This is a genomic window from Paenibacillus xylanexedens (assembly GCF_001908275.1).
Taxonomy (GTDB): Bacteria; Bacillota; Bacilli; order Paenibacillales; family Paenibacillaceae; genus Paenibacillus; species Paenibacillus xylanexedens_A.
This window is the reverse complement of record NZ_CP018620.1, coordinates 3,357,795-3,372,660: the sequence shown is the minus strand read 5'-3', so window position 1 is coordinate 3,372,660 and position 14,866 is coordinate 3,357,795. Positions and strand designations below refer to the sequence as shown.

Here is a 14,866-nt window from a genome sequence, read left to right as displayed (position 1 = left end):
CTTTTATTTCGTTCTGCCCTTTAGTTTATATACATAAGCCAGCACTTCAGCTACCGCTTGAAACAAATCGGCCGGTATAGCGTCACCAATCTCGGCTCTCTGGAACAATGCCCGTGCCAGCGGCTTGTTTTCCATCGTAATAACACCGTTTTCTTTGGCTATTTCCTTAATACGCAAGGCGACATAATCCTGACCTTTGGCAATAATCTGTGGTGCCTCCATCTCGGAACCTTCATACTTTAGCGCAACCGCAAAGTGGGTCGGGTTCGTGATGATTACATCCGCATTTGGCACTTCCTGCATCATACGCTGCATAGCCATACGACGCTGGCGTTCCCGGATTTTACCTTTGATCAGCGGATCACCTTCCATTTTCTTGTACTCGTCTTTGATGTCTTGCTTGGACATACGAATCTTCTTCTCATGGTCATACTTCTGATACATGTAATCAAATATCGCAAGTATCATTAATGCCACTGCAATCTTGATACCAAGACTTAAAGTGATCGACGCAGCGAAATGTAAAATAGCATCTAATGAAAAATGAGAAAGTGAAGCAATATCTGACTGGTAGCCTTTAATTGTACTGTAAACGAGATAACCGATAATCGACATTTTCAAAATGGATTTAGCAAATTCCACTAATGAGCGGAGAGAGAATATATTTTTGAAACCTTTAATGGGGTCCAGTTTCTCAAGTTTTGGCTTCAAACCTTCCCCTACAAGAAGAAAACCAACTTGCATGTAGTTAACGATCAAAGCAACCAGGAACGCACCCAGCAAAATGGGAGCGATTAATACCAAAACTTCAATGCCATAGCGCATCATAAGCGCCATCACATTCTCTCCGGTGATATCCATACTCAATCGATTGATGAAGATATCTGTAAACAGACGAACTATACGTTCTTTATAGAAATTGCTGAATACCATCATGATCAAAAACACGATTAGGAGAATGGATGCGCCAGATAGTTCAGCGCTTTTTACAACCTGTCCTTTTTTTCGTGTATCCTGTCTCTTTTTCGGGGTAGCTTTCTCCGTCTTCTCCCCTGAAAACAACTGGAGGTCGAGTTGAAGTTTCATCCGTGTCTTTTCCTCCGTTTCACTCAGCCGGGCCTTTGTCCAATGGTTCCAAGCAATTTTTCCATCGATCTGAATATCGCTTCGAACAATTGACTAAATACAAAGGAGAAACTGGGAACCAGCAAAAGCAAAATAGCAAGACCAACGAGTAACTTAAGCGGCAACCCAACTGCAAATACATTAAATTGAGGAGCAGTTTTGGCTAAAAAACCCAATCCAACATCCGTCAAAAACAACGCAACTACAATCGGAGCCGACATCTGAAAAGCCAGCATAAATGATTGACCTAAGGTCTGAATCAAAAATTCAGCAATACTTCCATCTGCCAACCGTAGGAAAAACACATTAGATAATGGTACCCACCGGTAACTGTAAACTATCGCATCCAGCAAATAATGGTGACCATTCATCGTCAGAAACAGAAGCATAGCAAATGCATACTTCAAGTTACCCGTAAGTGGAGCGGAAGCACCTGTCATTGGATCGTATACATTGGCCATACCAAAACCGATCTGTAGATCGATAAAGGTCCCCGCAGTCTGAACAGCCGTCATCAACAGATAAGCCACAAAACCTAAAAGCAGGCCAATTAGAATCTCTCTGATGATCAATAAGACATAACTCAGGTCTGTGGGTACGGTCTGGTCTATTCCGTAAATCAGATAGACAGATAATGTGACAAATGCAGAGATACCTATTTTAACTGAAGCCGGCACATTTCGAGCCGAAAAAACTGGCGCAGTTACAAAAAATGATGTGATTCGACAAAACATAAGCAGAGCGACAGGGAAACTTTGCAACAATGTCTCCATCTGCTAAAGCCTACCCTATGTATCTGTATAGATTATCGAGAATGTTAAACGTGAAATCGACCAAGATATTTAAGATCCAAGGTCCAAACAAAAGTACTGCCAGAAGTACGGCAACAATCTTGGGCACAAAAGCTAATGTTTGTTCCTGAATTTGAGTTGTCGCTTGAAAAATACTGATTGCAAGTCCTACAACCAGAGCTAGTATAAGCATGGGTGCGCTGGCCAGCAATGACGTGTATACCGCTTTCCCGGCCAGACCGATAATAAATTCCGAAGTCATGACCGTCCTCCTTTAACTTTCCGGATCAAGTGTTAAAACTCAGTAACAGTGACTTGACAACCAGATACCACCCGTCCACAAGGACAAAGAGCAGTATTTTGAAAGGTAATGAGATCATGACCGGCGGAAGCATCATCATCCCCATTGCCATGAGTGTACTCGCGACAACAATGTCTATAACCAGAAACGGAATAAAAATCATAAATCCCATCTGGAATGCTGTCTTCAACTCACTGATTACATATGCCGGCACCATAACAGTAATTGGGATATCCTGATAGGTCTTTGGTTGTTCAGTCTGATTGTACTTCATAAATAGCAGAAGATCTTTTTCTCTGGTGTGACTAAACATAAATTTCTTCATGGGATCCGCTGCTTTTTCAAGTGCCTCGGTTTGCGTAAGCTCTCCCTGGAGATAGGGCTGAAGCGCTACCTGATTTATGGAAGACAACGTCGGCGACATAATGAAAAGTGTCAGAAATAGCGCCAAACCGACCAGCACCTGATTGGGTGGCATTTGTTGTGTACCCAAAGATGTACGTATAAAACCGAGCACAATTACAATCCGGGTAAAACTGGTCATCAGTACAAGCATTGCTGGAGCAATACTAAGCACTGTAATTAACAGAATGATGGACAGTGAACTCGTGCTTGGTGTCCCTCCATCACCGTTTCCAATCTGAATATCAATATTCGGAATGGGTTCGGCAAAGGCAACCGTTACAGATGCCAGACTGATAAGTCCTAGTAAACAACACGCTAACCAAATCTTTTTCTTCATGAATCCCTCGACCGATCTGTAGTATTGTCTTTATCCAGGAGCTTTTCCATCTTCTCTTTACGGTTAGGCATATGCCGAAGTTTGGATTCAAACATTTCGTGAAAAGAAGTTGTGTCCTCTAGTTCCATTTCCCGCGGCGGTTCTTCTTTACGGAAACGTTTTGTGAGCTTGGCAATGAGAGGTGAGAGATTTCCTTGTTGTGCAGCAGCATCTCGTTCGAAGGAATCAATGATTCTTTGGGCCTCTTCCAAATCCGAAACCTTATCTATCAACTGGATGTCTTCACCTACACCAAGCAGATATACACATCCGCCAATTTCCATAATTTGCAACGACTTGTTTTGCCCCAGTCCAACCCCGCCCAGGGTACGAATTGTGCCGTGCCGGAACATTTGCTGATTCCGTTTGTTTAGAAAACGGATCAGATAAACAATAAGGGCCAGGATGACGGCCAGGACAACAATCACCCATACAAGCTGTAAATAATAATTACTTCCCACGCCAGCTCCTCCTGGAATATCACCCTGAGCCATCATCATGTCTCTTAAACGCCCAGTGTCTTGCTGATCGCTTCGATAACCCGGTCAGATTGGAACGGTTTAACGATAAAGTCTTTGGCACCTGCTTGGATAGCGTCGATTACCATCGCTTGTTGACCCATCGCGGAGCACATAATTACTTTAGCGTTAGCATCAATCTTCTTGATTTCTTTCAAAGCTGCAATGCCGTCCATCTCAGGCATCGTAATATCCATTGTGATCAGATCCGGACGAAGCTCTTTAAATTTCTCAATTGCTTGTGAGCCATCCTGTGCCTCACCAACAACCTCATATCCATTTTTGGACAAAATGTCCCGGATCATCATTCTCATAAATGCAGCGTCGTCTACGACTAAAATTCGGTTTGCCATCTTGATTCAAGTCCTCCCTAAATTGTGCTTATTGTAATTTCTGAATTCGGTCCCATTGGCTAACGATATCTATAACACGAACACCAAAGTTTTCGTCAATAACGACAACTTCTCCCTTGGCGATCAGTTTGTTATTCACCAAAATATCGACAGGTTCCCCGGCTAACTTATCCAGTTCGACAATCGAACCCTGTGACAGTTCCAAAATATCTTTAATTTGCTTCTGGGTCCTTCCTAATTCTACGGTGACCTTAAGGGGAATGTCCATCAATAAATTCAAATTGTTTTCGTCTACCTGACCATACGCCCCATTTTGCAAATTGGCGAATTGAACTGGTTGTACGTTAACATTCCTATTTGGCATTCCACCGTAATGTTGAGGTGCACCATAAGGTTGCTGCGGTGGCATGCCATACGGCTGCTGTGGCGGCATTCCTTGAGGCATACCCATCGGGGCCTGTCCATATCCGTTATAGTCCTGAGCAGGCTGTTGTGGAGCCTGTGGAGCCTGTTGGTGCTGAACGGGCGGCTGCTCCGCAACCGGTGGTGGCGTTGCTGGTACAGCTGCTGGCGCAGGTTCAGGTGTTGATGCCACTGGTGCGCTGGCAGTTGACTCCTGAGCGCCTCCAATCAGCATATCTACCATGCTTTTGGCAAAATGTACTGGAAGCAACTGCATCAGATTGGAATCGATCAGATCCCCGATTAACAAACGAAATGAAACTTGGATAAGTGTCTCATCTGCTGGAAGATTACTTACACCCTCTCCACTCTCCAGATTGAGAATATCGATTCCCGGAGGGGAAATATTCACAAAACGATTAAAAATCGTGGACATTGAGGTTGCAGAGGAACCCATCATCTGGTTCATCGCTTCCTGTACTGCACTAATATGGATTTCATTCAGTTCTTCATCGACCGGATTTCCTTCTCCACCCAACATCAAATCAGCGATGACTTGGGCATCTCTCTTCTTGATAACAAGTGAGTTAATGCCTTCGAATCCATCCACGTAATTCACATGAACGGCAACATGTGGCTTAGGAAAAGCTTCTTCAAACTGCGTTCGACTAATGATAGAAACTTTAGGTGTTGTAATATCTACTTTGAGGCCTAATAGCGTGGATAAGGCTGTTGCCGCGCTACCAAATGTAATGTTACCAATCTCCCCCAAGGCATCCTGCTCCAGCTCGGTCAAAAAATCATCAACCGTCTTTTCAGCGGGTTCCGAGCTGTTTATCGATTCCGATTGCCTGAGCAAAGCATCGATTTCTTCTTGGGATAAATAATCCTTACTCGTCAAATTCTTCAACTCCTTCGGTGACAATCTTGTCTATTTGCACAGCCACACGGTCTTTGATTGTCCCCGGACTGCCCATGTATTTCAGTTTGTCACCCACTTTTATGGAAAGTCCCTCATCAACTGGTTTGTTCAACGTAATGACATCGCCAACGGACAGACCCAGAAATTCTGCAATTGAAATTCTCGATTCTCCCAATTCCGCAACGATTGGTAACTTGGCTTTGTTTACACGCTCTTTTAGAGCATCATACTCCTCCGGAGCTCTCGTTTTCTTCTCCGAAACAAACCACTGATGAGTTGACAACCGTGACATAATAGGTTCAAGAACGACATGCGGTATACATAGATTGATCATGCCTGTCGTGTCACCAATTTTGGTACTGAGCGAGATCAGAGCAATGGTCTCATTGGGAGATACAATCTGCATAAATTGCGGATTGGTCTCGAGCGCTTCCATCCTTGGGGAAATATCCAACACAGTCTTCCATGCTTCCTGCAAACTTTCAAATGCTCGGCTGAATATCCGCTCCATGATGGTCGTCTCAATCTCCGTCATGGATGCGATCTTGGTTGGAGCAGTTCCGGTTCCACCAAGCAGGCGATCCAACATCGCATATCCCACGTTTGGGTGGACTTCCATCACCATTCGTCCCTGTAGTGGCTCCGCTTCAAAAATGTTCAATATCGTCATCTTAGGAATAGAACGGATAAACTCATCATAAGGCAACTGTTCGACCTGAACGACATTGATTTGAACGAACGTCCGCAGTTGGGCTGAAAAATAAGTGGTGAGAAAGCGTGCAAAGTTTTCGTGAATACGAGTCAAGCTTCTGATATGGTCTTTGGAAAAACGCACTGCCCGCTTAAAATCGTACGATCTGATTTTCTTCTGAGTTTCTTCCTTCTTCAATTCTTCTGCGTCCATTTCACCAGAAGAAAGGGCTGCTAATAGGGCGTCAATCTCATTTTGTGATAATACATCCACCATGTTCTCACCCCCTTACAGGTCTACAGCGTGTTCTGTTCATTTACATTGATGCTATAACAATGTCTGAAAAACTAGTGCTTTTCAATTTCGGCTCAGGCAATGCCTCATTAATTAGACCTGTCAGTTTCTCATTGAATTGTTTCATACCCTTGGCCGAACTCAGTTCCTCAGCCTTGGTGTCTGCAAGTGCCTGAATAATAATGGGCTTCACCGTAATGCTTTTGATTTTTTCAAAATCTTCTTTGGCTGTTTTGTCAGATAACTTGAAAGAAAAACTAACCATAATAATACGATCCGGATCGGCCAGATTCGTTTTAATCTGTGCAAGCTCTGACGATACTTCTACAATTTCATCCGCAGTCATTTTTTTTTCTTCAGCAGCTGCCGCCGTATGTGTGTCGTCCTTATTCCCGTTCTGTCCTTGCATAAATACAAACACAACCACCACAATGAGTGTTATCGCCAGCAACATTGTTGCAAGCCAGGGCATCATTTTTTTCATCAGGATTCCTCCGTTTGCTGCACTTTAATAGTGGCTGCCTGAACCCCGATTTCACGGTTGTAATCTTTAATCTTGGAAATAACGTCAGTGGCTTTTTCAAGCACAATCAGTCTCTTTCCAGTTACCAGAGTAATATACGTATCCGGCGTCTCTTCCACAATTTCAACCATCAGCGCATTTAACCACATGGGAGAACCATTTAACCGCGTAACCGAAATCATGCTAAGCCCCCTTAATCAGAGTGGGAGGAGCAAGCTCCCCCACGTTTTAAAAATTCATTAATCAGCTATTAACGTTTCAGGTTAACAACTTCCTGAAGTATTTCATCCGACGTTGTAATGATCCGGGAGTTGGCCTGGAATCCACGTTGAGCTACGATCATTTCAGTAAACTCTCCAGTCAGATCCACATTAGACATTTCGAGCTGTCCTGTGATAATAGAGCCAGTTCCATTTTCGGCATCATTCGCTGTCAAAATTTCAAGCTCACCATCGGGATTAGCATTTGCTGTCATACGGTATAGATTACCGCCGATCTTCTCTAAACCTTCTGGATTGACCACTTTTCCGATACCAAGTTGTGCTCCCGCTTCAACTGTTCCATCCGCCATAGTTTGATTGATCGTACCATCCTGACCAATCGTGAAGGAAACAACATCATCAGGTATCGTGATATTTCCACCACCGTTATCCAGAACAAACAATCCATCCGATGTCAAAAGGTTACGTGCAGCATCCACATGGAAATCCCCTGCACGAGTCAGGTAAGGTACTTCCTGATCTTCACTCAAACGTACCAAGAAGAATCCATCTCCATTAATCCGCATATCTGTTGGGTTGTTTGTTGTCATTGGACTTCCCGCCAAATGTAATGTATCAATAGAGCCTACAGATACACCTAGACCAATTTGTTTTGCATTCACACCACCGGTTGCATCACCAGGTGCGGTCACACCTGAAGTGGTTTGGCTCATAATATCTTTGAACATAACCCGACTGCCTTTGAAGCCAACCGTGTTTACGTTCGCAATATTGTTACCAATTACGTCGAGTTTTGTTTGGAAACCCCGCATCCCGGAAACGCCTGAGTACATTGATTTCAACATTTTTAAAAATCCTCCCAGTCTTCATTTGGTTACCGCATCAGTCGGTCAGCGGCATTCCGGCTCCCGAGAAGGGCCAGCCGGTCAAGAAATGATTACGGCACTATCAATCTGAGTGAACACATTATCCTTCATGCTCTCACTATCCATAGCTGTAACCACAGTACGATTTTTGACATTGACGATAAAAGCCATATCCTGCATTAAAATCAATGACTCTTTGGCTCCTTTGGCAGCAGCTTTGTCCAAAGCAGAACCAATCTGTTCCATTTGCTCAGTCTTGAGTTCAATACCACGCTGTTCCAATCGTTTGGCAGCATGATTGCTCAATTTCAGAAGATTATCTTCCAGTACTTTTGCAAAAGGTTTTTCGGGTATAGCCGAAGCTTCTCCTGTTTTGGGTCTTTGAAGCATATTCGGTGTAATCGGGCCTGCGTATAATTGTCCAACCGTTATGCGATCACTCATATCGTTTTCCCGCTATCTTCCGTATCACCCGTTTCAGCGGATGATTCAACTTCCTGGCTCTCGTTCGTTTCAGGGGTTACATCCTGAACGTTCTGTACCGGAGTTTGACTCTCTTCTGCCTGTTTTGGATAATTCACCTGAATGATCTCATCCAGCTTAATCTCGTCGTTGCCTACTTTTGCGTATTGAACGCTATCTCTTACAATGATGGAATCTACAATACCTTGACGAAGAGTTCCGTTATCATCTTTATTAGATGAAAGCCAACTTACCTCCATGCCAATCATGCCGGATACAGCACCAAGGGACTGGTTCAATGTTTTAAGCTGCGTAGAAATATTGACCAGTTGTTCCACTGAGCTGAACTGTGCCATTTGAGCGATAAATTCCTTATCCTCCATCGGCTGCATCGGGTCTTGATTTTGCAGCTGGGTAATCAGGATTTTTAGAAACTGATCTTTACCCAATTCTTTTGTTGCAGCACTTGTGGTTGCTTTATTGGCTGCCGAATAGTTCGGCCAGGTATTATTCATTGAAACATTTTCATTAGCCATTTGCTCACCTCATTTCTGTTTAAGCCTTAGCACTAAACGTATCTCTCTGTAATTCATTTCCTTCGACTTGCTCGCTACGCCAGTTACGCAATTCTTCTTGAATCCCTGCTGTAGCTATAGCATCATCCGATTGTTCCTCACGCTCACGCGAACGGCGTTGTTGCTGAGAGTTACTTCCCGGCTGACGGCCTCCGTCCTGATACATCTGTGATCCGATTGAACTGTTCTGGGTAACCTCAAGTCGTTCCACTTGAATTCCCTGGGCTTGAAGTGAAGAACGTAGCTGCGTCATTTGTTGTTCAAGCATGTCTTTAGCCATCGTATGTTCAGTCATAAACCGTGCAACCAACTGCCCGTTCTGCAAGGTAATTTGAACATCCAACTTACCTAGATGCTCAGGCCGAAGTGAGATGGTCGCCTCGGAAAATCCTTTTTGCTGGACAATATCCAGCTTGTTAACAACAAACTGTGTCATTTCCTTGGCAAACTGTGATGTTTGCATTACAGGTTCAGCCGGTTTTCCTGCTGTAGTACCTGATGAACGCAAGGACAGCTCTCCTGCAGTAATGATGGTTGAGTGTTCCACTTCTCCACCTGCATTTGAAGCAGATGTTGTCTCAGCCTCAGCTTTCACCTGGGTTCCAGAATTCGCCACTGCCGCAACAAGAACTTGTGGTACGACCGAATCCTGTTTGGATGTTTGAAGCGAAGTACTTGGAGCGACTTGTGCAGTCTGATCCTTAACTGCAGTCAATGTATCCAATATGGATTTCAGTTCAGTCCATCCTTTGTTACCAGTGGTATCCACTCCAGCCTCTTGAAGCTGACTCTGCAGAGATTGTAACAAATGTTTGAATTCAGGAGCGTTCTTCGCAACGTTACTCTCAGGATCATTCATTCCAGCTACTAATTGTGTAAGCATATCTTGCAGAACAAAACGTACTGCTGCCGGATGCTGCGACAGTTCAATTGCGGGTACTGTTTTTACGCTTTCCGCTCCGTTCGAAGACTCGTCGGAACCTTCTGCATTAGTACCTGAAGGATTACTTAATTGTGTATACATCTGTTGTATCAGAGTTTGCAAACCTGCAAGTAGAGCTGGGTCATTTTCCAAAGCTTCGTCAAGCACATCCAAGTCCGTGAACAACGAATTCAGTACAGCCGTGATTGATGCCGTTTCTCCTTCTTCACTTGTAGCAAAGGAAAACACCAACGGATTGGCAGTTAAACTTCCGGTAGCGCTTGAACTATCACCTTCTGTGTTTCCTCCAGATAGCGATTGTGCAAGAGTTTGGAGAAATTCACCGCTAGCACCTGCAGCTGAACCTTTCGATTGTGCTCCGGTTGTCTGACCTGTTCCCGTTGCTTTTGCAGATGCTGTGGATGCCATTTGATATACGATCGACATTTATTTCACCTCCTCTCGGTTATCACAGTTTAATCAGATCTACTTGTTGCCCGTTAATCTGTTCAAGATTTTTGCAGTTTCAACCGAGTCCTCTGAAGACATGTTCTCAAGCAATTGAGAGCGTGTTGCATCATCTACTGAATTCAGGATGGTCAATGTTTTGTCAGGACTTAACTTGTATGTTTCCAATAATAACTTGGCACCACTTGAAGCAGACATCGAAGCAAATGTTTGACTAAGCTGGTTTTTATCCAGGTTTTTGCTTGTGGTTGTGGATGCAGTTGAAGTTGCTGCGGTTTCTTTCTTCAATCTGGATTGCAGCGCATCCAGTGCCAGATCTCCGGACGGTTTAGCATCCTTCATCATCATAGTGACATCGGCTGCTGTTTTCGGGTCCATCTTTTCAAGCACCTTGGTCCGAGCAGATGACTGCATGGCATTCAACAACAATACCATTTCCTCATTCGTCATATTTTGCAAAATCGGTGCAGCTTTGCTTGGGCTCATGTCAGCATACATTTTAGCCAAATCTTTGATTTGTTTCTGATAATCAGATTCTGTCTCCGGCGTTGCTGCTGTAGCCGTTTCAGCCGCTTTTTCCGCATCATCCAACTTCTTCTGAAGGTCCGTGGCCTTCTTTGCTTCGGTTGTTGTCGCTTCCTGTGCTGCCTTGAGCTCTGTTTCTTTGGCAGTTACTTGGGATTTCAGCTTTTCAATTGTGGCTTCAGCACTTTCAACCTGTTGCTCACTCTTCTCCAGCTTTTCCTTCTCCGGATCCAGTACAGGATCAGGTACCCATTCCTTGACTACCGGTATCTTGTTGGCGAATTCAAACAAATTATTACGAATATCTACATTAAATAGCGTAAGTAGTACACCTAGCAAAACCACGGTGAATACAATCGGGATAGAAATCATGAGAAACTTTTCCCAACCGCCTCCCGACTCTTTTTCCATGTCGCTATCATCTTTAACAGCCATCGTTCATTCCTCCTTCACGAGACAACTTCGCGTCCGGCTCACATCAATTCGCGCGTCCGGCTTTGGCAGCGAAGCGTACAGTAGCCATCTCGTCCAGATCGTTCTGTTCCCGGAGGAGCATCTCCTGCTGAAATTTGATTTTTGCCTTGTCTCTCGCTCCAAGCCATACTTTTTCATCAACCATCTTACCGTTCAGAAACGTCTGATTCCGTTGCACATTGACCTGAGCATGTTTAACATCACTGTTTTTGCGTGAAATGCACTCGTCAAGGTGATGTACATAACGCTGCATCTCCTGCAGACTGTTTACAGACGCTGTATTTTCCGTAGCAGATTGGATAATGCCGATCAGATTACTTCTATCATTAAGAAGTTGTATCAGATGTTCTTCCTCCGTCTGTAGTTTACCGATCGCTGTGGATAACATCCACTCTGCCTGTGTTTTTTCATTACTCTTCAGGTCAACAACTTTCTGGAAATGATATCGAAATTTCATCGTTTACCCATTCATCTCCTTGCAAATTCAAGAATCAAACGTTCCTGTACTTCACTTAAAGTGACTTTCTCGTCGACTTTCTGCTTGGTAAAGTTCCATATACTATCAATCTGGTCTATCGATTCATCTATGGCTGCATTTGATCCCCGCTGGTAAGCTCCAATATTGATCAAATCTTCCGATTCTTTGTACACAGCCATCAAACGTTTCATATTATTAACGGCTTCCAACTGCTCTTCTGGAGCAATATCCTTCATAACACGGCTTATGCTGGCTAACACATCAATCGCTGGAAAATGACCTTTATTTGCAATGGATCGATTTAACACAATGTGTCCATCCAGAATACCCCTTACCGCATCCGCGATTGGTTCATTCATGTCATCCCCATCGACCAGAACGGTGTAAAAGGCTGTAATCGAACCGGTAGGTCCTGTACCCGCCCGTTCAAGCAGTTTTGGCAAACTCGCAAAAACCGATGGCGTATATCCTCTCATTGCCGGAGGTTCACCTACGGCCAGACCAACTTCCCTTTGTGCCATCGCATATCGGGTTACCGAATCCATCATGAGCATCACGTTCATTCCACGATCTCGGAAATACTCTGCAATAGTGGTCGCAATAACTGCTCCCTTGATCCGAATCAGGGCAGGCTGATCTGAAGTTGCAACAATGACTACGGAGCGTTCCAGTCCTTCCGGACCCAGATCCCGTTCAATAAAGTCGCGTACCTCACGTCCACGCTCACCCACAAGTGCGATGACATTGACATCTGCTGCTGTATTACGAGCGATCATGCCCATCAACGTACTCTTTCCAACACCAGAACCGGCAAATATACCTACACGCTGTCCCTTACCTACGGTCAACAATCCGTCGATAGCTCTTACACCAACACCCATCGTTTCAAGTACACGCGGACGATCCATTGGATTAACCGGTGTATTGGAGGTAGAGTACATCGGCATTCTGGATGGAAGGAGGGAACCGTCCAGCGGTTGTCCAAGTCCGTCCAATACTTTACCGAGCAATTCGGAGCCTACCTGAACGCCGAGTGGTTTACCCGTACCTACTACATCGCAACCAGGACCGATGGATTGAAGTTCACCCAGTGGCATAAGCAGCACTTTGTTATCTCGAAACCCAACAACTTCGGCCTGAAGAGGCTTAGCCGATTTACCAGGATAGATATAACATACGTCACCGATACTTGCATCTGGCCCTTCTGACTCCACCATAAGACCAATGACCTGAGTAACTTTGCCGTTAATACGAACAGGATCGAATTGGCGCAAATGTTCCATATATCGCTGTGAACTAAGAACCTTCATGTTGATTTTTTCGCTCCTCATCCTCAAGTGCTATGCGGACCAGTTCTTTTTTAATCTCAGCAAGCTGTGTATCAATTCTCGCATCTACACTTCCGAACGAGGAACGAATGACACATCCCTTATCTTTGACCGTTGAATCAGGCAAAATCTGCAATTCTGCCTGAGAGTCAATAGACAGAGACAATTCTTCACGAGCTGCCTGTACAAATGTAAACTGATCAGGTGCCACACAGAGTGTGATCAAACCCTGCTCCCGTTTACGTGACAAACTCTGACGAATCAGTTCCAATGTATGATCGGGTTCAATGGTAAGTTGCTTATCAATGACTTTCTCAGCGATCCCGCAAGCGAGCTCCACGAGGAACGGTTCAGCTTCCTGAATGATCTGATCTTTAGCTACATAAGCTTCCTTGAGCACTTCCTGGGCTTCAATCATCATCTTTTCGATCTGCACCTGGAGATCCAGTTCAGCTTGTACTTTGCCTTCTTCAAAACCCTGTTGGAAACCTTGTGAACGAAGCGCTTCAGTCAGATGTTCATCCTGTTGTCGTTGTTCCTGCCACCAGCTGTCGATCTGTTCACGGGCTTCTTGAAGCATGCGCTCTGCCTCTTCTGAAGCTTCACGTACTTGCTTTTCTGCAAACTCCTTGGCATCTTCCAGCATTTCTGCGGTAAGACGTTGTGTTTCTTCGTCCACGCGTGCTTGAAGCGTTTCTGCTTCAGAACCTTCAGCACTGTCACCGTATAATTCCGTTTCAGACTCCTCAGTACCACCATAATGATGATGATTTTCAAGTTTTTTACGGTCATCAACGGGTACATACTGGAAAGATTTAATCAAATTAGACAATGATATCATCTCCTCCACCGCGTGCGATAATGATCTCACCGGCTTCTTCCAATCTGCGTATCGTTCCTACGATACGAGTCTGAGCTTCCTCAACATCACGCAATCGCACAGGTCCCATGAATTCCATCTCTTCTTTGAATGTCTCGGACATCCGTTTCGACATATTCCGGAACACGGCATCCCGAACTTCTTCGCTTGCCACTTTGAGTGCGAGTTGCAAATCTGCGTTGTCGATATCCCGAATAATGCGCTGAATCGAACGATCATCCACATTGACGATATCTTCGAATACAAACATGCGTTTTTTGATTTCCTCTGCAAGCTCTGGATCCTGAATTTCAAGCGAGTCCAAAATGGTACGTTCTGTACCCCGATCGACTCCGTTCAGAATCTGAACGATCGATTCGATACCACCTGCATTGGTGTAATCCTGCGTTACGGTAGAGGATAACTTCTGTTCCAGAACCCGCTCCACTTGAGAGATAACTTCTGGCGAAGTACTATCCATAACTGCAACGCGGCGAGCGACATCTGCCTGCTTCTCTTGTGGCAAGGATGATAGAATCGCTGCAGCCTGTTCGAATTGCAGGTAAGACAGAACCAGGGCAATCGTTTGCGGGCTTTCATTCTGAATAAAGTTCAAAATTTGATTCGGATCTGCTTTGCGCGCAAAGTCAAATGGTCTGACTTGCAGCGTAGCTGTCAAACGATTAATGACTTCAAGTGCTTTTGATGAACCCAGAGCTTTCTCCAGGATTTCTCTGGCGTAATTGATACCGCCCTGAGAGATATATTCCTGCGCCAGACAGATCTGGTGAAACTCGGCCATGATCATATCCTTTTCGGAAGAATCAACTTTGCGAACGTTGGCAATCTCCAACGTAAGTTGCTCGATCTCTTCGTCACGCAGATGTTTGAAAATCTGAGCCGATACTTCCGGACCTAATGTAATCAACAATATTGCTGCTTTTTGTCTGCCAGTCAAACCTTGACTGCTTGCCTTTGCCAATGCGC

19 protein-coding genes are annotated in these 14,866 nt (G+C 44.6%); all 19 read right to left on the bottom strand.

The window, feature by feature from the left end; genetic code table 11:
• Positions 1 to 3: 3 nt before the first annotated feature.
• The 19 genes from flhB to fliG all read right to left on the bottom strand — a co-directional run bounded on the left by flhB (position 4) and on the right by fliG (position 14,861).
• A complete protein-coding gene (gene flhB, locus BS614_RS15090) occupies positions 4 to 1,086 on the bottom strand; it encodes a flagellar biosynthesis protein FlhB (RefSeq protein ID WP_210436979.1) in 1,083 nt (360 codons plus the stop codon).
• Between the two features lie 23 nt (positions 1,087 to 1,109).
• Positions 1,110 to 1,898: a flagellar biosynthetic protein FliR gene (fliR, locus tag BS614_RS15085; RefSeq protein WP_036609353.1), complete on the bottom strand. Its 789-nt coding sequence runs from the start codon at positions 1,896 to 1,898 to the stop codon at positions 1,110 to 1,112.
• A gap of 10 nt (positions 1,899 to 1,908) precedes the next feature.
• Positions 1,909 to 2,178: a flagellar biosynthesis protein FliQ gene (gene fliQ / locus BS614_RS15080; RefSeq protein WP_047842485.1), complete on the bottom strand. Its 270-nt coding sequence runs from the start codon at positions 2,176 to 2,178 to the stop codon at positions 1,909 to 1,911.
• A 25-nt stretch (positions 2,179 to 2,203) separates the two neighbouring features.
• The gene (fliP, locus tag BS614_RS15075; protein ID WP_036609355.1) at positions 2,204 to 2,959 is read right to left on the bottom strand and encodes a flagellar type III secretion system pore protein FliP; all 756 of its coding nucleotides are present in this window, start codon (positions 2,957 to 2,959) and stop codon (positions 2,204 to 2,206) included.
• Positions 2,956 to 3,492, bottom strand: coding sequence for a flagellar biosynthetic protein FliO (locus BS614_RS15070; RefSeq protein WP_157116305.1), 537 nt, complete (start codon positions 3,490 to 3,492; stop codon positions 2,956 to 2,958). The genes fliP and BS614_RS15070 overlap by 4 nt, the downstream gene beginning before the upstream one ends.
• A gap of 11 nt (positions 3,493 to 3,503) precedes the next feature.
• Positions 3,504 to 3,869: a response regulator gene (locus BS614_RS15065; protein ID WP_017689175.1), complete on the bottom strand. Its 366-nt coding sequence runs from the start codon at positions 3,867 to 3,869 to the stop codon at positions 3,504 to 3,506.
• A gap of 28 nt (positions 3,870 to 3,897) precedes the next feature.
• Positions 3,898 to 5,172 carry a flagellar motor switch phosphatase FliY gene (gene fliY / locus BS614_RS15060; RefSeq protein WP_036609358.1) on the bottom strand — a complete coding sequence of 425 codons (1,275 nt, stop codon included), beginning with the start codon at positions 5,170 to 5,172 and terminating at the stop codon, positions 3,898 to 3,900.
• Positions 5,162 to 6,160, bottom strand: coding sequence for a flagellar motor switch protein FliM (gene fliM / locus BS614_RS15055; RefSeq protein ID WP_074094566.1), 999 nt, complete (start codon positions 6,158 to 6,160; stop codon positions 5,162 to 5,164). Before fliM ends, fliY begins: the two co-directional genes overlap by 11 nt.
• A gap of 40 nt (positions 6,161 to 6,200) precedes the next feature.
• Complete coding sequence (locus BS614_RS15050; RefSeq protein WP_074094565.1) at positions 6,201 to 6,662, bottom strand: flagellar basal body-associated FliL family protein; 462 nt, start codon at positions 6,660 to 6,662, stop codon at positions 6,201 to 6,203.
• Entirely contained in the window at positions 6,662 to 6,883 is a 222-nt protein-coding gene (locus BS614_RS15045) for a flagellar FlbD family protein (RefSeq protein WP_074094564.1), read from the bottom strand. Before BS614_RS15045 ends, BS614_RS15050 begins: the two co-directional genes overlap by 1 nt.
• A gap of 68 nt (positions 6,884 to 6,951) precedes the next feature.
• Positions 6,952 to 7,767, bottom strand: coding sequence for a flagellar basal body rod protein FlgG (gene flgG, locus BS614_RS15040; RefSeq protein WP_074094563.1), 816 nt, complete (start codon positions 7,765 to 7,767; stop codon positions 6,952 to 6,954).
• Positions 7,768 to 7,848: 81 nt separating this feature from the next.
• Positions 7,849 to 8,232, bottom strand: coding sequence for a TIGR02530 family flagellar biosynthesis protein (locus tag BS614_RS15035; protein WP_047842481.1), 384 nt, complete (start codon positions 8,230 to 8,232; stop codon positions 7,849 to 7,851).
• Positions 8,229 to 8,786, bottom strand: a complete 558-nt coding sequence (locus BS614_RS15030; RefSeq protein ID WP_017689182.1) for a flagellar hook capping FlgD N-terminal domain-containing protein — start codon at positions 8,784 to 8,786, stop codon at positions 8,229 to 8,231. Before BS614_RS15030 ends, BS614_RS15035 begins: the two co-directional genes overlap by 4 nt.
• 19 nt (positions 8,787 to 8,805) lie before the next feature.
• Entirely contained in the window at positions 8,806 to 10,194 is a 1,389-nt protein-coding gene (locus BS614_RS15025) for a flagellar hook-length control protein FliK (protein WP_074094562.1), read from the bottom strand.
• Between the two features lie 39 nt (positions 10,195 to 10,233).
• Positions 10,234 to 11,175, bottom strand: coding sequence for a MotE family protein (locus BS614_RS15020; RefSeq protein WP_074094561.1), 942 nt, complete (start codon positions 11,173 to 11,175; stop codon positions 10,234 to 10,236).
• 43 nt (positions 11,176 to 11,218) lie between these two features.
• Positions 11,219 to 11,671: a flagellar export protein FliJ gene (fliJ, locus tag BS614_RS15015; RefSeq protein WP_036670362.1), complete on the bottom strand. Its 453-nt coding sequence runs from the start codon at positions 11,669 to 11,671 to the stop codon at positions 11,219 to 11,221.
• A gap of 11 nt (positions 11,672 to 11,682) precedes the next feature.
• On the bottom strand, positions 11,683 to 13,002 hold the full coding sequence (gene fliI, locus BS614_RS15010) for a flagellar protein export ATPase FliI (RefSeq protein WP_036609365.1): 1,320 nt from the start codon (positions 13,000 to 13,002) through the stop codon (positions 11,683 to 11,685).
• The gene (locus BS614_RS15005; protein WP_074094560.1) at positions 12,989 to 13,852 is read right to left on the bottom strand and encodes a FliH/SctL family protein; all 864 of its coding nucleotides are present in this window, start codon (positions 13,850 to 13,852) and stop codon (positions 12,989 to 12,991) included. The genes fliI and BS614_RS15005 overlap by 14 nt, the downstream gene beginning before the upstream one ends.
• The gene (fliG, locus tag BS614_RS15000) at positions 13,845 to 14,861 is read right to left on the bottom strand and encodes a flagellar motor switch protein FliG (protein WP_047842476.1); all 1,017 of its coding nucleotides are present in this window, start codon (positions 14,859 to 14,861) and stop codon (positions 13,845 to 13,847) included. The genes BS614_RS15005 and fliG overlap by 8 nt, the downstream gene beginning before the upstream one ends.
• Positions 14,862 to 14,866 lie beyond the last annotated feature (5 nt).